Annotated in this window: 14 protein-coding genes; 8 read left to right on the top strand and 6 right to left on the bottom strand. The window is 61.4% G+C overall.

The window, feature by feature from the left end; genetic code table 11:
• Positions 1–16 precede the first annotated feature (16 nt).
• The 3 genes from AC3ANQ_RS11120 to AC3ANQ_RS11110 all read right to left on the bottom strand — a co-directional run bounded on the left by AC3ANQ_RS11120 (position 17) and on the right by AC3ANQ_RS11110 (position 3,421).
• Positions 17–868 (bottom strand): transglutaminase family protein, encoded by an 852-nt coding sequence (locus AC3ANQ_RS11120; protein ID WP_488305100.1) that lies wholly within the window; start codon positions 866–868, stop codon positions 17–19.
• On the bottom strand, positions 865–1,791 hold the full coding sequence (locus tag AC3ANQ_RS11115; protein ID WP_265977423.1) for an alpha-E domain-containing protein: 927 nt from the start codon (positions 1,789–1,791) through the stop codon (positions 865–867). The genes AC3ANQ_RS11120 and AC3ANQ_RS11115 overlap by 4 nt, the downstream gene beginning before the upstream one ends.
• 73 nt (positions 1,792–1,864) lie before the next feature.
• The gene (locus AC3ANQ_RS11110; RefSeq protein WP_265977424.1) at positions 1,865–3,421 is read right to left on the bottom strand and encodes a circularly permuted type 2 ATP-grasp protein; all 1,557 of its coding nucleotides are present in this window, start codon (positions 3,419–3,421) and stop codon (positions 1,865–1,867) included.
• 113 nt (positions 3,422–3,534) lie between these two features.
• Between AC3ANQ_RS11110 and AC3ANQ_RS11105 the strand changes: the two genes are divergently transcribed.
• From AC3ANQ_RS11105 to AC3ANQ_RS11090, 4 genes are all read left to right on the top strand, one after another.
• Positions 3,535–4,578, top strand: coding sequence for a YeiH family protein (locus tag AC3ANQ_RS11105; RefSeq protein ID WP_488305099.1), 1,044 nt, complete (start codon positions 3,535–3,537; stop codon positions 4,576–4,578).
• 4 nt (positions 4,579–4,582) lie between these two features.
• On the top strand, positions 4,583–7,186 hold the full coding sequence (gene pepN, locus AC3ANQ_RS11100; RefSeq protein ID WP_488305098.1) for an aminopeptidase N: 2,604 nt from the start codon (positions 4,583–4,585) through the stop codon (positions 7,184–7,186).
• Positions 7,187–7,306: 120 nt separating this feature from the next.
• Positions 7,307–7,690, top strand: a complete 384-nt coding sequence (locus AC3ANQ_RS11095) for a hypothetical protein (RefSeq protein WP_488305097.1) — start codon at positions 7,307–7,309, stop codon at positions 7,688–7,690.
• A 43-nt stretch (positions 7,691–7,733) separates the two neighbouring features.
• On the top strand, positions 7,734–8,306 hold the full coding sequence (locus tag AC3ANQ_RS11090; RefSeq protein ID WP_488305096.1) for a hypothetical protein: 573 nt from the start codon (positions 7,734–7,736) through the stop codon (positions 8,304–8,306).
• A 42-nt stretch (positions 8,307–8,348) separates the two neighbouring features.
• Here the strand turns inward: AC3ANQ_RS11090 and lplAB are convergent, their stop codons facing one another.
• From lplAB to AC3ANQ_RS11075, 3 genes are all read right to left on the bottom strand, one after another.
• Positions 8,349–9,446, bottom strand: a complete 1,098-nt coding sequence (gene lplAB, locus AC3ANQ_RS11085; protein ID WP_488305095.1) for a lipoate-protein ligase LplAB — start codon at positions 9,444–9,446, stop codon at positions 8,349–8,351.
• Between the two features lie 81 nt (positions 9,447–9,527).
• Positions 9,528–9,785, bottom strand: a complete 258-nt coding sequence (locus AC3ANQ_RS11080; protein WP_009358283.1) for a type B 50S ribosomal protein L31 — start codon at positions 9,783–9,785, stop codon at positions 9,528–9,530.
• A gap of 196 nt (positions 9,786–9,981) precedes the next feature.
• Positions 9,982–10,113: a hypothetical protein gene (locus AC3ANQ_RS11075; protein ID WP_488305094.1), complete on the bottom strand. Its 132-nt coding sequence runs from the start codon at positions 10,111–10,113 to the stop codon at positions 9,982–9,984.
• Positions 10,114–11,010: 897 nt separating this feature from the next.
• Here AC3ANQ_RS11075 and AC3ANQ_RS11070 point away from each other — a divergent pair.
• From AC3ANQ_RS11070 to AC3ANQ_RS11055, 4 genes are read left to right on the top strand one after another with little or no spacing between them, the layout of a single operon-like run.
• A complete protein-coding gene (locus AC3ANQ_RS11070; protein ID WP_488305093.1) occupies positions 11,011–11,898 on the top strand; it encodes a nitroreductase family protein in 888 nt (295 codons plus the stop codon).
• Positions 11,895–12,614: a hypothetical protein gene (locus AC3ANQ_RS11065; protein ID WP_488305092.1), complete on the top strand. Its 720-nt coding sequence runs from the start codon at positions 11,895–11,897 to the stop codon at positions 12,612–12,614. The genes AC3ANQ_RS11070 and AC3ANQ_RS11065 overlap by 4 nt, the downstream gene beginning before the upstream one ends.
• Positions 12,611–13,594 (top strand): phytanoyl-CoA dioxygenase family protein, encoded by a 984-nt coding sequence (locus tag AC3ANQ_RS11060; RefSeq protein ID WP_488305091.1) that lies wholly within the window; start codon positions 12,611–12,613, stop codon positions 13,592–13,594. The genes AC3ANQ_RS11065 and AC3ANQ_RS11060 overlap by 4 nt, the downstream gene beginning before the upstream one ends.
• The gene (locus AC3ANQ_RS11055) at positions 13,594–14,910 is read left to right on the top strand and encodes an MFS transporter (RefSeq protein ID WP_488305090.1); all 1,317 of its coding nucleotides are present in this window, start codon (positions 13,594–13,596) and stop codon (positions 14,908–14,910) included. The genes AC3ANQ_RS11060 and AC3ANQ_RS11055 overlap by 1 nt, the downstream gene beginning before the upstream one ends.
• Positions 14,911–14,913: the final 3 nt, after the last annotated feature.

The raw sequence follows: 14,913 nt of genomic DNA, 5'->3' as shown, positions 1-14,913 counted from the left end.
GGCCGCGGGCCCGCGCCTACGTCAGTCGCGTGATCTCAACGGTCACGGTCAGGCCCGATCCGCCGCCGCCGGACAAGATGCCCTTCAAGGGAGGAACATCCCGGTAGTCCCTTCCGCGTGCCACCGTGACGTGATAGTCCCCGGCAGGCTTGTGGTTGGTGGGATCCCAACTGCGCCATTCGCCGTCCCACCATTCCAGCCACGCGTGGGATTGGCCAGCCACCGTTTCCCCGATCTCGGCCGTGGGCCGCGGATGGATGTAGCCGGACACATACCTCGCTGGAATGCCGCAACTCCGGAGCGAACCAATGGCCAGGTGGGCCAGATCCTGGCAGACTCCCTGACGTTGGTTCCAGGCCTCTTCTGCGTTCGTGGTGACGCCGGTGGTGCCTTTCACGTAGCTCATCTCGCCGCGCATCCATTCGAAAATCGCCATGGCTGTCTGGTGCGGGTTCTTGCCGGCGACGACGGCGGGAATGATGCCGAGGACTTCCTCGCCGGGTCCGCTGAGCTGCGACTGTGGCAACCAGTCGCTGAACTGGTCCCGAATCTCGTCCGAGCCCATCACATCCCAGCCTACGATCTCTTCGTCCAGGGCTACTCGCTCCACCCGGTGGACCTCCACAGTTGCGGTGGCCAGGACTTCGAGGCGCTCGTGCGGCATCTGCATATCGAACGCAGTCACGCGAGTGCCCCAATAGTCTCGGTAGGTACTTACGGCAGCCTGCGACGGCGTGATCTTCAGTGAGGATTCAAGGACCACCTGTTGCGGATCGGTCAAGGGCGTCATGCGTGCCTCGTTGTACGACAGTGTCACGCGGCGGTTGTATTTGTAGGCCGTCTTGTGGACGATGCTCAGCCGGGTCATGAAACTTCTCCCACCCAGGCCAGTTCATCCGCCTGATTGAAGTACTTACGGGAAATTGCGTCGGAGGCCTGGGTTACTGCCTTCTGAACGCGGTCCATGTGCTCGGGCAACTCGGACATCAGATCGTCCGTGCGGTGGAACTCAAGGAACGTGCGGGCCTGGCCGACGATCCGACGGGCGTCATTGATGAAGCCCACCCGCTGGGCGGAGGGATCCAGCTTGGCCAGGCACTCGTCGGCGTCGCGCAGGGCGAAAACGATGGAGCGTGGGAACAAACGGTCCAGCAGGAGGAACTCGGCAGCGTGCTGGTCTCCAAAAGCAGCACGGCGGGTCCGCAGGAACGACTCGTAGGCACCAGCGCAGCGCAGCATGTTCACCCAGGACATTCCCGCGGAGAGGACATCCCTGGTGGACAGCATCCGCGCGGTCATGTCGGCACGTTCGAGCGAGCGGCCCAGAACGAGGAAGAGCCAGCTTTCATCGTGGCTCACAGTGGTGTCCGCGAGGCCCCTGACCATGGCGGTGCGTTCCAGTACCCAGTTGCAGAAGCGGTACGTACCCACGACGTCTTTACGGTGCTGGTTCAGCCCGTAGTACGTGGTGTTGAGGCTCTCCCACAATGAAGAGGACACGGTCTCCCGAGCCCGGCGCGCGTTCTCGCGCGCAGCCCCCAGCGAACCTGCAATGGAGGTGGCACTCGTCTTGTCGTAGGCGAGGGCGTGGAGCAGTTCGGGCAAGCCGAAGTCCTCGCTCTGGGGACGGGCTCCCATGACGGCCAGGAGTTCCCTTGCCACGCTGCGTTGCTCTTCGAGCGGAAGGTGGTTCAGGCGTTCGAGATGGACGTCCAGGATTCTGGCCGTTCCGTCGGCGCGCTCCACATAGCGGCCGATCCAGAAAAGGGATTCAGCAATACGGCTCAGCATGGGGCTGTGCCTCCTTCGGGTCCTGCGTTGTGGCGATGAATGTCATCCGGTCCGTGCACCATGGCGAGGCCGGTCACTGCTGCTGGTCCGACTGGCGATCCCGCCAGTTGCTTTCAACGGGCCATACCGAGACCTGCTCACGGACCGTGATGGAGGAGCGGGGCAGCTCCACGGCGGGCAGTTGCGGGGAGTCCGAGAGCACCCAGGTGTCCTTCGACCCGCCGCCCTGGGAAGAGTTCACGATCAGCGAGCCTTCCTTCAATGCCACCCGGGTCAGGCCGCCGGGCAGCACCCAGACGTCGTCGCCGTCGTTGACCGCGAACGGACGCAGATCGACGTGCCGGGGCCCGAACCGGTCCCCCGAGAGCGTCGGCACGGTGGAGAGCTGCAGGACCGGCTGCGCGATCCAGCCTCGCGGATCCGCCAACACCCGCTTCCGCAAGGCATCAAGCTCCTCCCGCGAAGCATCCGGACCGATCACCAGGCCCTTGCCTCCGGAGCCGTCCACCGGCTTGACCACCAATTCCTCGAGCCGGTCCAGGACCTGCTCACGGGCTTCCTTCTCCTCCAGCCGGAACGTCTCCACATTGGCGATCACCGGCTCCTCATGCAGGTAGTACCGGATCAGATCCGGCACATAGGAATAGACCAGCTTGTCGTCCGCCACTCCGTTGCCCACCGCGTTCGCGATGGTCACCCCGCCCGCCCGGGCGGCGTTCACCAGCCCCGGACACCCCAGCATGGAATCGGAACGGAACTGCAACGGGTCGAGGAACTCATCATCAATCCGCTTGTAAATCACATCGACGCGCTGTTCACCGGCCGTGGTGCGCATGTAGACCCGGTTGCCGCGGCAGATCAGGTCCCTGCCCTCCACCAGCTCCACACCCATCAGCCCGGCCAGCAGCGTGTGCTCGAAGTAGGCGCTGTTGAACACCCCCGGCGTCAACACCACCACGGTGGGATCATCCACCCCCGACGGCGCCGTCTTCCGCAACGCCGAGAGCAGACGGCGCGGGTATTCCTCCACCGGCCGGATGGGCTGCTGCCCGAACGCCTCGGGCAAACCCTTCGCCATAGCCCGCCGGTTCTCCAGCACATAGGACACCCCCGACGGCACCCGCACGTTGTCCTCCAGCACCCGAAACGTGCCCGCCGCATCACGGACCACGTCGATCCCGGACACGTGCACCCGCACTCCGCCGGCCGGCTCGAAACCATGCACCGCACGGTGGAAATGCGCGCTCGTTGTCACCAACGCCCGCGGCACCACACCGTCTGCGACCACGGCCATCCGCCCGTACACATCATCGAGGAACGCTTCCAACGCGCGCACCCGCTGTTTGACCCCACGCTCAAGAACATCCCACTCGTCAGCCGGAATCACCCTCGGCACGATATCCAACGGGAAAGGACGCTCCTCCCCCGCATAGTCGAAGGTCACGCCCCGGTCCAAGAAGGTCCGCGCCATCGACTCGGCACGCGCACTCACATCGGCAAGCGAAAGCTCGCGGAGTGCGCCGTCCACCTGGCCATAGGATTTTCGTGCAACTGTGCCTGGGGCGAACATTTCGTCGTAGGCGCCGGAACGGGCGGCGGCCTCGGAGTAATCCCGGAATAGCTCTGACATGGGACTCAGACAATCACCTTTTCGATTACGAACGCATTTCGCGTTCTGCATGTTGCGACACCAGCTTTAATCCCGGTTCGCATTTCAGCGCTTGCATGCATCAAGGTTGACGAATGCACCCCAAGCGTCTTCCGGCCCCCGTCTCCCGATTGGGAGCCGGGATCTTCATGGCAGTGGCGGCCACTGGACTTGCCTTCATTGTCCATGCCCTGCTTCCCCCCATCCCTGCCATGACAGCCGCTGTAGCGCTGGGTTTGTTAGCTGCAAATATACCGGGCACGGCGGCATGGGCTGCCGGACGCGCCCGCCCGGGCCTTGACTTCGCCGGCAAGCACCACATGCGGGCGGGCATCGTCCTGTTGGGCTTGAAGGTCAGCGTTGTTGATGTCCTTGACCTTGGCTGGTTCGCGCTCGTCCTGATTGCCGCCGTCGTGCTGCTAAGTTTCGCCGGCACGTACGGACTGGCCCGCCTGGTAAAGCTTCCGTGCGAAGGTGCCCTGTTGATAGCAACCGGATTCTCCATCTGTGGCGCCTCGGCGATCGGAGCCATGGCCGCGGTGCGCCGCATCAAACACCAGGACACCGTCTTGCCCGTTGCCTTGGTGACCCTGTGCGGCACGCTCGCCATCGGCGTCCTTCCCCTGCTCATGCACCCCTTGGGCCTGAGTCCCGAACAATTCGGTGCCTGGACCGGCGCTTCGGTCCACGACGTCGGTCAAGTAGTTGCCACGGCACAGACCGCGGGTCCGGCGGCGCTGGCCATCGCCGTCGTCGTCAAACTCACGCGAGTGATCCTGCTGGCTCCCATTGTTGCGGGGGCCGGCCTCACGCAGCGGTGGTCGATGCGGCGGAAGTCACGCAACGGCAATGAGGCGAATGACGACGGCGGCAAGTTCCCGCCGATCGTTCCCTTGTTCGTCGTCGGATTCATCGCCATGGTGGCCGCCCGCTCGCTTGGATGGCTCGCTCCGGGCGTCCTGGACGCTGCGGGCGGACTCCAGGACATACTGCTCGCCTCGGCCTTGTTCGGGCTAGGTTCGGCGGTCCGCGTCCGCACGCTGTTGCTCACCGGGGGGCGTGCCGCGCTGGTTGCCCTGGGCTCGTGGTTCCTCATCGCGCTGCTGGGCCTGGGCGCCGTCATGCTCATGATTAGATAGTTGAGTGTCGAATCACAATCTAGCGCGCGCTGAGGCCGCCACCCGTTCAGCCCTGATCAGCACGCACAGCTACGATGTCTCGCTCGACGTCCGCGAAGCCGCCGACCCTGACGTGCCGGGGTACACGAGCCGCAGCGTCATCAACTTTTCCGCCGAGCCTGGTTCCTCCACGTTCCTGGATTTCATCCACGGTGGCGTGCACAGCGTCTTCCTCAACGGGAAAGGGCTCGACGTCGACGAGGTAGTGAACGGCGACAGGATCCGCCTCAACAATCTCCAGGCTGAAAATCAAGTCACGGTCACCGGAACCGCCCTTTACAGCCGCTCCGGAGAGGGCATGCACCGCTTCGTCGATCCCGCCGACGGACAGTGCTACCTCTACACGCAATACGAACCGGCGGATGCCCGCCGCGTCTTCGCGAATTTCGAACAGCCGGACCTCAAGGCCGAATTCACCTTCCACGTTATGGCGCCTTCCGCTTGGCAGGTGGCCTCCAACGGCGCCGAGCTCGCGCGGACGCAACTGACGAGCGATCCGGCCACGAGCCGCTGGGACTTCGCCACCACCAAGCGGATTTCCACCTACATCACCACCGTCCTCGCCGGTCCCTACTTCCGTGCCACGGATCACTGGAGCAAAACGCTCGACGACGGGACGAGCCTTGAGGTTCCACTGGCGCTTTATTGCCGCGCATCCATGCAAGAGTCCTTCGATACAGCGGAGCTTTTCCGGTTGACGAAGAACGGCCTGGACTTCTTCAACGACCTCTTCGACTACCCGTACCCGTGGGGCAAGTACGATCAGGCGTTCGTGCCCGAGTACAACCTTGGGGCCATGGAAAATCCCGGCCTCGTCACCTTCACGGAGAAATACGTCTTCACCTCGCGGGCCACCGATGCCCAGTACCAGGCCCGCGCCAACACCCTCATGCACGAGATGGCCCACATGTGGTTCGGAGACCTCGTGACCATGACCTGGTGGGACGATCTCTGGCTCAAGGAATCCTTCGCCGACTACATGGGCACCCTCGGCGTGGACAAGGCCACGGACTGGGACAGCGCCTGGGTGAATTTCGCGAACAAGCGCAAATCCTGGGCATACGTGCAGGACCAGTTGCCCACCACCCACCCCATCGTCGCGGACATTCCCGACCTGGAAGCTGCGAAGCAGAACTTCGACGGGATCACTTATGCAAAAGGTGCGTCCGTCCTCAAGCAATTGGTGGCTTACGTCGGCTTCGAGGCCTTCATTGGCGGCTCGCGACGCTACTTCAAGGATCACGAGTACGGCAACACCTCATTGGCCGACCTCCTCGAAGCATTGGGCACAGCATCGGGCCGGGACCTTGGCACGTGGGCCCACCAGTGGTTGCAGACTTCAGGGATTTCCACCATGACGGCTGAGATCTCAGGGGGCAGCCATGTCATGGAGTCAGTGACGCTGCGCCAGGACTCCGTGGACCCTATCACGGGCGAGCAAGAACACCGACCGCATAGGCTCAGGATCGGTCTCTACAACTTTGACGACGGCGGCCGGTTGCTCCGAACCGAGGTCGTCGAGACCGATGCCCAAGGCGCCGAAACCTCGGTGGAGGCACTTGCGGGCAAGCCGCGCCCGGCCCTTCTCCTCGTCAACGACAACGACCTCAGCTATGCCAAGGTCCGCCTGGATGCGGGGTCCGAGGCAACAGTACGTTCCTCCTTGGACCGCCTCAGCGATCCGATGGCCCGGGCATTGTGCTGGACAGCCCTGTGGGATTCAGCGCGCGACGCCGTCACGCCGGCGGCGCTGTACGTCACCGCCGTCGAACGCTTCGCCCCCGCCGAGTCAGGAATCGGCGTGCTCCTCAACGTTCTTGGCAACGCCGTGACCGCCGTCGAGCGTTACGTCCCGGCTCCGCAGCGCAGTGCCGTCCGCGGGAGCCTGCTGGAGACGAGCGGGCGTCTGTTGCGCACAAGCGAGCCCGGTTCGGACCAGCAACTTGCCTGGGCCAGGACCCTGGCCGAGCTGTCTCGCCGTGATAGCGCCTACGTCGAGTTCCTCCGCGGCGTCCTCTCCGGGGGCGTCATTGTGGACGGCTTGACAGTGGACGCGGATCTGCGGTGGAGCCTGTGGCAGGCCCTTGCAGCGAATGGCTCGGCCGGGCTGCCGGAATTGGATGCCGAACTTGCCAGGGACCACACGGCATCCGGCCGCGAAGGCCATGCGCTGGCGGCCGCTGCCCGTCCCAACGCCGCGGTCAAGGCAGCCGCATGGGATGCCGCCGTGAACAACACCACGCTCTCGAACGAGATTCTGAGCGCGACGATCGCAGGTTTCTCCGTTTCCCCGTCGGGACTGCTGGACGGGTTCACTGAACCGTACTTCGATTGCTTGGAAAGCGTCTGGGAGTCCAGGAGCATCGAGATCGCAGGCCGGATTGTGCGGGGTCTTTTTCCCTCAGCCCAGGACCTCGCCGCGGGCATGATCCCGGCGGATCACCCGGTGCTCCAGCGCACGGACGATTGGCTTGCGACGCACACCGGAGCCCCGAGGGCCCTTCGGCGTATTGTCATAGAGCAGCGGAGCCATCTATTCCGCGCCCTGACGGCTCAAGCCGCCGGCTGAGTTCCAGGTTCAACGCCGACCCTTCTCCGGCCGGGCCGGCGTTGAACCCGGAACTCGCCGGCATCGTCTTTAGATGCAAGCCCTGCACCTCGCCTCGGGCCTTTCTTGAGGACGGTTACCATGAAGATTCCTCGCCCCGTGCTTGCCGCCGCAACGCTGGGCACCAGCCTATTGCTCGGAGCCTGCTTCGGCGGACAGCCCGCCACTCCGGCGCCGGTTACCCCACCCACGAGCACTGCGCCTTCTACCGGCACTCCGGCGCCTTCGCCGAGCGTCACCACCGGGACTCCCCTCACGCCGTCGACCTCCCCGACAGCGACGCCGATCGCGCCTCCGGCTGCCCCGCCTGCTGTAGTCCCACCAGCTCCAGTCCCGCCAGCGATCGTTACGCCGCCCGTACAGGTGCCATCGCACATGGTTCCGCCACCCCCGCGGCACCCTAATGGCGGCGACCACGACGGTGACGACAACGGCGGACCGGACGACGGCGATGGAAACAAGTAGCGCCCCGGCTCGCTCCAGGGCAACGCTGTCCGCAAGGATATCTGTGATCACAGCTAGCGGGATCATGGCCATCGCAGCGTGCAGCTCCGCCGTCCAGAAGCCGCCGCTAACTGTCCAATCCGCAGAAGCGCCGTTCGCGTGGTTCAACGCGGCACCGGCCCCGGCAGGGTGGAAAACCATGGAACTTCCGGATGGCGCCGGGGTCCTTTCAGTCCCACCCGACGCCAGTCCCGCGGAAAGCGATCCCGGCAGCGTATCCGCAGCCGTCATGTCCTCCACCGGCGAACTGCGGATATACCTCAACGCCACACCGCAGCAGGGCAGCGAGTCGCTGGACAACTGGAACACCTTCCGGCTCGACCACTTGGCTGACGAGAACTCCTCGGCGCCCACCAAGATCGCTGACCGTACCGGAATGGCTTTCCGCGGTGGCACGGGTTCCTGCGTGGACGACAGCTACGTGACCCATGTCGGCAACAACCGTTACCGTGAGATTGCCTGCTTCGTGGCCGGTAGCCGGGGCAGCAGCGTCCTCATCGTGGCGGCTCCCGCCGATTCATGGCCGCTCTACGGTCCGGTCCTGCAACAGGCAGTGAATGCGTACCGGGCCGAGTAAGTGCCAGTCAGTCCGCCGGTCTGTCCTAGGGAACATAGGCTATTAGGGAACACGGTGCAGCCATTCTTCGGTACCGAACTTTGATTGCACCCGCTCCCGTGCCGTTGCCAATTCGGCGTCGGTGATGCGGGACTCCGTGGCCCCGTAGCGCTCGATGAAGACCTCCTGCATGGCCTTGATGATTTCCGTCCTTGCCAAGCCGGTCTGCCGCCGCAACGGATCCACGCGCTTCTTGGCACTCCGGGTGCCCTTGTCGGAGAGTTTCTCCTTGCCGATGCGCAAGACCTCCACCATTTTGTCTGCGTCGATGTCGTAGCTCATGGTGACGTGGTGCAGCATCCCGCCGTTGGCGAGGCGCTTTTGCGCGGCGCCGCCGATCTTGCCTTGCTCGGTAGCGATGTCATTGAGCGGGACGTAGAAGGCGGTAATGCCCAGTTTTTCCAGCGCAGCCAGGACCCACGCGTCCAGGAACGCGTACGACTCGGCAAAGCTGATGCCATCCACCAGGCTCTGTGGCACATAGAGCGAATAGGTGATGCAATTTCCGGCCTCCATGAACATGGCTCCCCCGCCGCTGATGCGGCGGACCACAGTGATGCCGTGGCGTGCGACGCCGTCGGGATCGACCTCGTTGCGGAATGACTGGAAGCTGCCGATCACCACTGACGGCTCCTCCCAGTCCCAGAAGCGCAAGGTTGGGTTGCGGAGCCCGGCTCCCACCTGCTCGGTGAGGACCTCGTCCAAGGCGACGTTGAGGTGCGTGGGAAGGACCGACGGCGGGATGACCTCCCACTGGTGGTCCGCCCAGGCGCTGGCCTTGGCAAGCGCCCGGCGGACAGCAACAGCCACGGCATCGGCGGAAAAGCCGAACAGGACCGAGTCGGCAGGCAGCGCGGCGGAGACGGCAGCGGAAATCTCGGCCGGCGTCGAACTTTCCGTGAGCCCCGTGAGCGCCCGGTTGATGTCCAGCAGGGCCTCGTCCGGTTCCAGGAAGAAGTCTCCGCTGAGCGAGACGTGTGCGAACTGCCCGTCCACGACGTCGAGGTCAACGACCACGAGTTTTCCGCCGGGGACCTTGTATTCGCCGTGGAGTTGTTGCTCGCCTTGCTCGAAAGCCATGCTGGAAGTCATGGTTTCCATCCTGCCGGAAAACGCAAAAACCCGCAGCCACCGAAGATACGGCGGATGCGGGCTTTCACCAAAGCTTGGAGGTGAAGTTGATTACTTCTTGCCGCCGAAGCCCTTGAAGCGAGCGTTGAAGCGCTCGACGCGGCCTGCAGAGTCCATAATGCGCTGCTTGCCCGTGTAGAACGGGTGGGACTCCGAGGAGATTTCGACGTCGATGACCGGGTAGGTGTTGCCGTCTTCCCACTCGATGGTCTTGGAAGAAGACACGGTGGACTTGGTCAGGAACTTGACGCCGGAAGCCAGGTCGTTGAATACAACAGCTTCGTACTTCGGGTGGATATCAGACTTCATAATGGGACCTTTTGTTCACGCAGCTGGATTTTGCCAGCTGCCAGGTATGAATGGATTCGGTCCGCGCACCATCTGCCGTTCAGAACGATTTCGCTTGAAAACAGATACCCAGTGTCGGGCCAACAATCAATCATAGCGGAAACCGCACCTTGCGACGAACCGACCCCGTGGTGGGTGGCGTCACCCGCTCGGCGCGTCAGCTTCGCAGCCGCAGTTCCCAGAACGCCACGGCCGAAGCGGCAGCGACGGCCGCAGGCTTCACCCCGGAGGATGAAGAGTGGTTGTGGATGGGAGCAAGACTCTCGATGCTCGCTCCCTTCATCAGCACGTTGACTCTCTTGCTGTCGGGGTCAAGAACGCATACTCGCCGGGATTGTTGCCATGCTTTCTGCTCTCGGCTGGGGCGGCCACGTACAATCCCGCCAGGACAGCAGCCAAGAAAGCGTCGAAGACGCAGCAACAGGTGATGACGGGCAGGAGCTCTGCGACGGACCGGCAGCACCCAACAGCCGGCCACGGAGCGGACTCCCTCTTCCCTTGGTGCAAGCGAAGCGAGTGCCAAGGCTCTCCGAAGGGAGACAGCGCTGGACGGCTTGTCGTCCGGGTACTTTCCATAAAAATTCCACACTTTCGCCGTCACGATCGCCGTGTAATGCGTACTTCATAAGTAAGAGGTTTCTTTGTTGGCGCCACTTTGGTGTTGATACCTTTGATGGCACTTCACCTTGATCTGGCGTGTCCCAATTGACAACATATTGACTGGATAGTGTTTCTATGACAACTATTGACGGGTATTGTTTTCGGTGGAATTCTTACCGGGGTGAGGGGCAGTTAAGTATCCGGAGACCGCTGGTTGCAATCTCTGTTCCTGCCCGCTCATGCCGATAGCCGGCACCTCTGAAAGGAAGTTACATGACTGTCAAAACTGCCCTGCTTCAGGAAAGCTCGTGCAATCTCATCTGCATCACCAAAGGCCGGATGCCTTCGAAGCCGAAAGTGAACCGCGTAGGTAAGTAGTCCAAAAATGCAGGACAGGCAGTGACCGGAGACCTTGGCGTGCACCGGTCACTGCCTCCCGCTTTAAGTTCACTGGATCATGCGTTGGTAACTACCAGCCGATAATCAACTTGGGGACCATGTGATGAGACTTTCTCCCGCAGTAGCCATATACACGAACAATGATCGAGACTTTTGGCTGGAGACCAGCACCGGTAAGCCTGCGGTCTTGATCAGCTCGGAGATGGTGGGCTTTTTGGAGTCCATACAGAACAAAGCGGCGCTGACCCCCGAGGAGATGAACAGGGTCGCCAACGAAGCCAGTCAGGAAGTTTCTGCCGCGACTCTCCTGTCCGACGAGAAGCAATCGGCGGCCTCCGGGTACCATCAAGCAACTCGCGATCACCCGTTCCTGGATACGTCACAGGGCATGGATGCCCGCATTGCAGACGCGAAGATCATGGCGGGGTTCGTCGAGACCGACGAATACCCCGACATCGTTCTTGAACCTGAATCGATCCTCGAAATACCGTTGGAGGATGCTTCGGACTTAGGGATCGACGAATTAAGGCATTCGTTGACGTGTCAACTGAGCCTGATCCTGTCCGGAACATTTGGTGCCCGCAGGCATCAAGCCGCATATCATGACCCAGACAGTGGCTACCACCAGGTCGAACTACTGAAGAAATCGGTCCCCTCGGGTGGGTCCCGGCATCCGTCCGATTGTTTTGTGTATGTTCACCGGTCCCCTTCCCTGAAAAGCGGTGCTTACTACTTCAATGCCCGTCGGCATTCCCTGGTTGCCTTCCAGAACAACACGATCCGAACCCTGCATCAGGAGCATGTTGCGGCCTCCGGCGCTGACTGGGTCGTAACGATAGTCATCGGCTCGATCGTGCGGAGGGCGATGTTTCGCTATCGGGATCCAAGGAGCTTCAGAGCCATTCTCGTCGATGCCGGTCACGCCGATGGCCAAATCGCGGCTCTCGCGAGCTACTGCAACTGGAGATACACCTCCAGATCAGATGTCAGCTTTTCGATTCTCGACGACACAGCAGGGCTGGGTTCAGGGGAGGCGCCCACGCTCATTTCGGGCATTTTGGAGGGGTGGGAATGACGGCGTCAATTTGGACTGCCTCAGGTAAATACCGTGTTCCAGATTTCTGGGCTGACAAAAACTGGCAGCGCCCCTATGCATTCCTCCGTTCCGTCGAATCCGACCGACGTGAAGCACCACACCGCCCTAATGAACACCGATTTCTCGAAGATAAGATTGTTTCTGGGTTTGAGCTCAAGAAGATCCTGTCGCGGTCTAGTCTTACCAAGAATTCCGGAGCGTCGATCCCATTCAAAGTTTTCACTGAGATCGTTCGGACCGCCTATCAGGCCATGATTGATCACCAATACCTATTTGCGGGCATGATCACTCAATCCGTGGATGGTTGGAAAGACGGTTACTGGATACTCGACCACTCTCCCCGCTCCATGAGGCCTACATTTGTCGAGTTTCACGAAACCTCAGTGGCCCAAATGATCCAGGGTCAACAGTGGGCTTCGGGACCCGGCATTTCAGTTCTGATCGGGATTGACTGGGAGTACGCGCACGGCGAGGCCAATCAGCAGGATGCGATATACGCGCAGTCACTAATGGATGTTGGGCGTGTGGGCCACGCCTTGCTCCTTCGCGGCCTCCACAACGGGCTCTCTGCCCGTATGACGCCCGCCATAAGAGAATCCCTGGCGGCAGCAGCTTTCAACCTGGGACCGGACCGCGACTTCTTATACTTTCTCAAGCTCGCATACCCTTCATCGCACCCTGGAGATCAGCCGTGACCTTTGCCAACCTTGAGTTCATGACCCGAGCCAAAGAAGACCTCGAACAGCGCGGCTACACAATTGCGCGGAGTCTGCTTCCCGTGGAACTCCTCCTAGAGGTCCAGGAGAAGGTGGTCGATGAGTTGAAGTCCCTAAATGTATGCACCGGAAAACTCACCAGCCAACTGCAACCTTCTTTCGTGACCAGCGGGGACGACCCTATCGAAGCCGCGCTGCTCCCCCGGACATCCAGGGATGAGATCTTAGAAGAATTGTTTCAGTCACAGGACGCGTTGGCATTTGTTCAGCATCTGTTCGGCGGGTCCCCGGTATTCAGCCATCCAACCAAGTGGATGCGTGCTTTGCCACCCTCGTTTTCGGACATCTACTCCCCGCCGGACGTGCACCAGGACTTTCCCGAACTACAAGGCAGCGCGAACCAACTCACCATGTGGACTCCGCTCTTTCCCGTGGATGAAAATACCGGTTCCCTCCCCGTCTACCAACGGCCTTCCATCAAGCACGTACTGCCGTTTGAGCTGGATTCCGGAAACCCATCCGGTTGGCGGATTCGGCAAGAATTCTTACACGACCGCCATGTTCCCGAATTGCAGCCTGGAGATGTGCTCATTTTCAATACTTTCACCCCTCATGGCGGAGCCAGTAACTCAGGCTCTGGGTGGCGAGTCAGCATCGAGGCGAGATATCAACCGTTGAACGAGCCCATCTGCATCCAGCATCTGTCGGCGCCCCTTCAATATCCGTCTTGGGATGATTTGTACCGAGGGTGGTCAAAATATGCTCACTACTGGACCGAACGACACCCGGAAGTGATCCCCTTCGATGACTCGTGGGAAAGGTGGCGCGACATCGATGCACTTGACCAAGCGACCAAAGGCAACCCAGAAGCACTCGTCGCCTTAAGAATCGCCGAGAGGTTTGCGAAATCTCCCAGCACTCGCGCCAGAGCCACTGATCTCCTCGCGAGGAACTGGTGATGGTCGCTCCAATCTCGGCGCGCAAGGCCGAATTCAAAGGGTTCAGTGTTCACGTTTCGCTCGGCGACAATTTCACGATCCTTTGGGCCGCGCAGGCACTCTCTTCGTTCGGCGAGTTCCTGCTCGCCAGCACTCTCACCGTTTGGATTATCACCGAAATCGGGGGCGCCGACCCCACCACACCACTCATGGTAGGCGCCGTTGTTGCGGCCGCAGCCGTGCCACGCATCCTGATCGGACCATTCGCCGGCGTATTGGCGGACCATTGGTCTCAAAAGAGGACGATGATCTTTAGCGACTGGACCCGTGTCGGGGTAATCGTAGCTTCGGCTTCAGTCATTAAGCACATGGAATCCGACGGTCACGCACTCATATTCCCGCTAATCGCAATGACGGGATCTGTGAGCGCGTTAGCGCAGTTCTTCAATCCGGCCCGTGCCGCAGTCATGCAGAGAATCGTTGCCCCCGAAATGCGGCTTGCTGCCGCTGCACGATCAAGTTTTGCAACGACAGGCGTGGCCATCGCCGCCACCGCGTCTGGACCCGCAATCTTCTCCGTGGCCGGCCCCTGGGTTGCGCTGGCACTCAATGCCCTCACTTTTGCGCTGTCGGCCCTACTGCTGTTATTTCTGAACAGCGCGGAATCGGACCGCGAGACCACCATCGGACGCTTGAGCTATTGGAACAAGTTCGCGGACGGGTTCAAAACGATCTGGGCAATAGGAGAACTACGCCTTGTCCTTTACGCAACCGTCCTGTACGGCACGTCGCTGGGCATCAACAACGCATCATTATCGCTCTTCGCCCTCCAAACCCTTGGCCTCTCTCCGGCGCAATACGGAATCGTGGCTGCCATGTTCCCCTCAGGAAGCCTGCTAGTGGCAGTCTTCTCGAGCAGAGTGCCGGCGCTTCGGCGTCAAGACCCAAAAGCGTATGTTGGCTCGATTATTGCTTTGGGTCTTTCCTACGTTGCGTACGCGCTCACCACTTCATTTCAGCTTGCTGCCGTACTTATGTTCCTCTCCGGTGTCTTCTTCTCAGTTTTTGCAATATGCCAAGGCCCGATCCTACAACGAGCAACACCACCCAACTACATGGGCAGAATGACGGCCACCACCGCTCCAATCATGGCCATCAGCTCGTTGACGGCTACGATGCTGACTTCAGTCCTATTAGGCCCCGCCGGAGGCAAACAGCCGCCCTCCAGCAACCCAGGAGCTCAGCTAGCACTGTTCTGCTCGGCCGTAGTCCTAGTTGCCGGCGGCGCAATCCTGTGGCACCGAACCCGCACTAACAACAAGCAACCGCTTTCGTAGTTC

It is taken from the genome of Arthrobacter sp. DMZ02-1R (assembly GCF_057747935.1).
Note: the sequence above shows the minus strand (reverse complement) of the source record. Positions and strands in the feature narration are given on the sequence as shown.

Coding starts and splice junctions, on each gene's coding strand:
- AC3ANQ_RS11120 (WP_488305100.1), bottom strand. CDS start 868: ATGACCCGGCTGAGCATCGTCCACAAGACGGCCTACAAATACAACCGC.
- AC3ANQ_RS11055 (WP_488305090.1), top strand. CDS start 13,594: ATGGTCGCTCCAATCTCGGCGCGCAAGGCCGAATTCAAAGGGTTCAGT.
- AC3ANQ_RS11065 (WP_488305092.1), top strand. CDS start 11,895: ATGACGGCGTCAATTTGGACTGCCTCAGGTAAATACCGTGTTCCAGAT.
- AC3ANQ_RS11095 (WP_488305097.1), top strand. CDS start 7,307: ATGAAGATTCCTCGCCCCGTGCTTGCCGCCGCAACGCTGGGCACCAGC.
- lplAB (WP_488305095.1), bottom strand. CDS start 9,446: ATGGAAACCATGACTTCCAGCATGGCTTTCGAGCAAGGCGAGCAACAA.
- AC3ANQ_RS11105 (WP_488305099.1), top strand. CDS start 3,535: ATGCACCCCAAGCGTCTTCCGGCCCCCGTCTCCCGATTGGGAGCCGGG.
- AC3ANQ_RS11115 (WP_265977423.1), bottom strand. CDS start 1,791: ATGCTGAGCCGTATTGCTGAATCCCTTTTCTGGATCGGCCGCTATGTG.
- AC3ANQ_RS11110 (WP_265977424.1), bottom strand. CDS start 3,421: ATGTCAGAGCTATTCCGGGATTACTCCGAGGCCGCCGCCCGTTCCGGC.
- AC3ANQ_RS11080 (WP_009358283.1), bottom strand. CDS start 9,785: ATGAAGTCTGATATCCACCCGAAGTACGAAGCTGTTGTATTCAACGAC.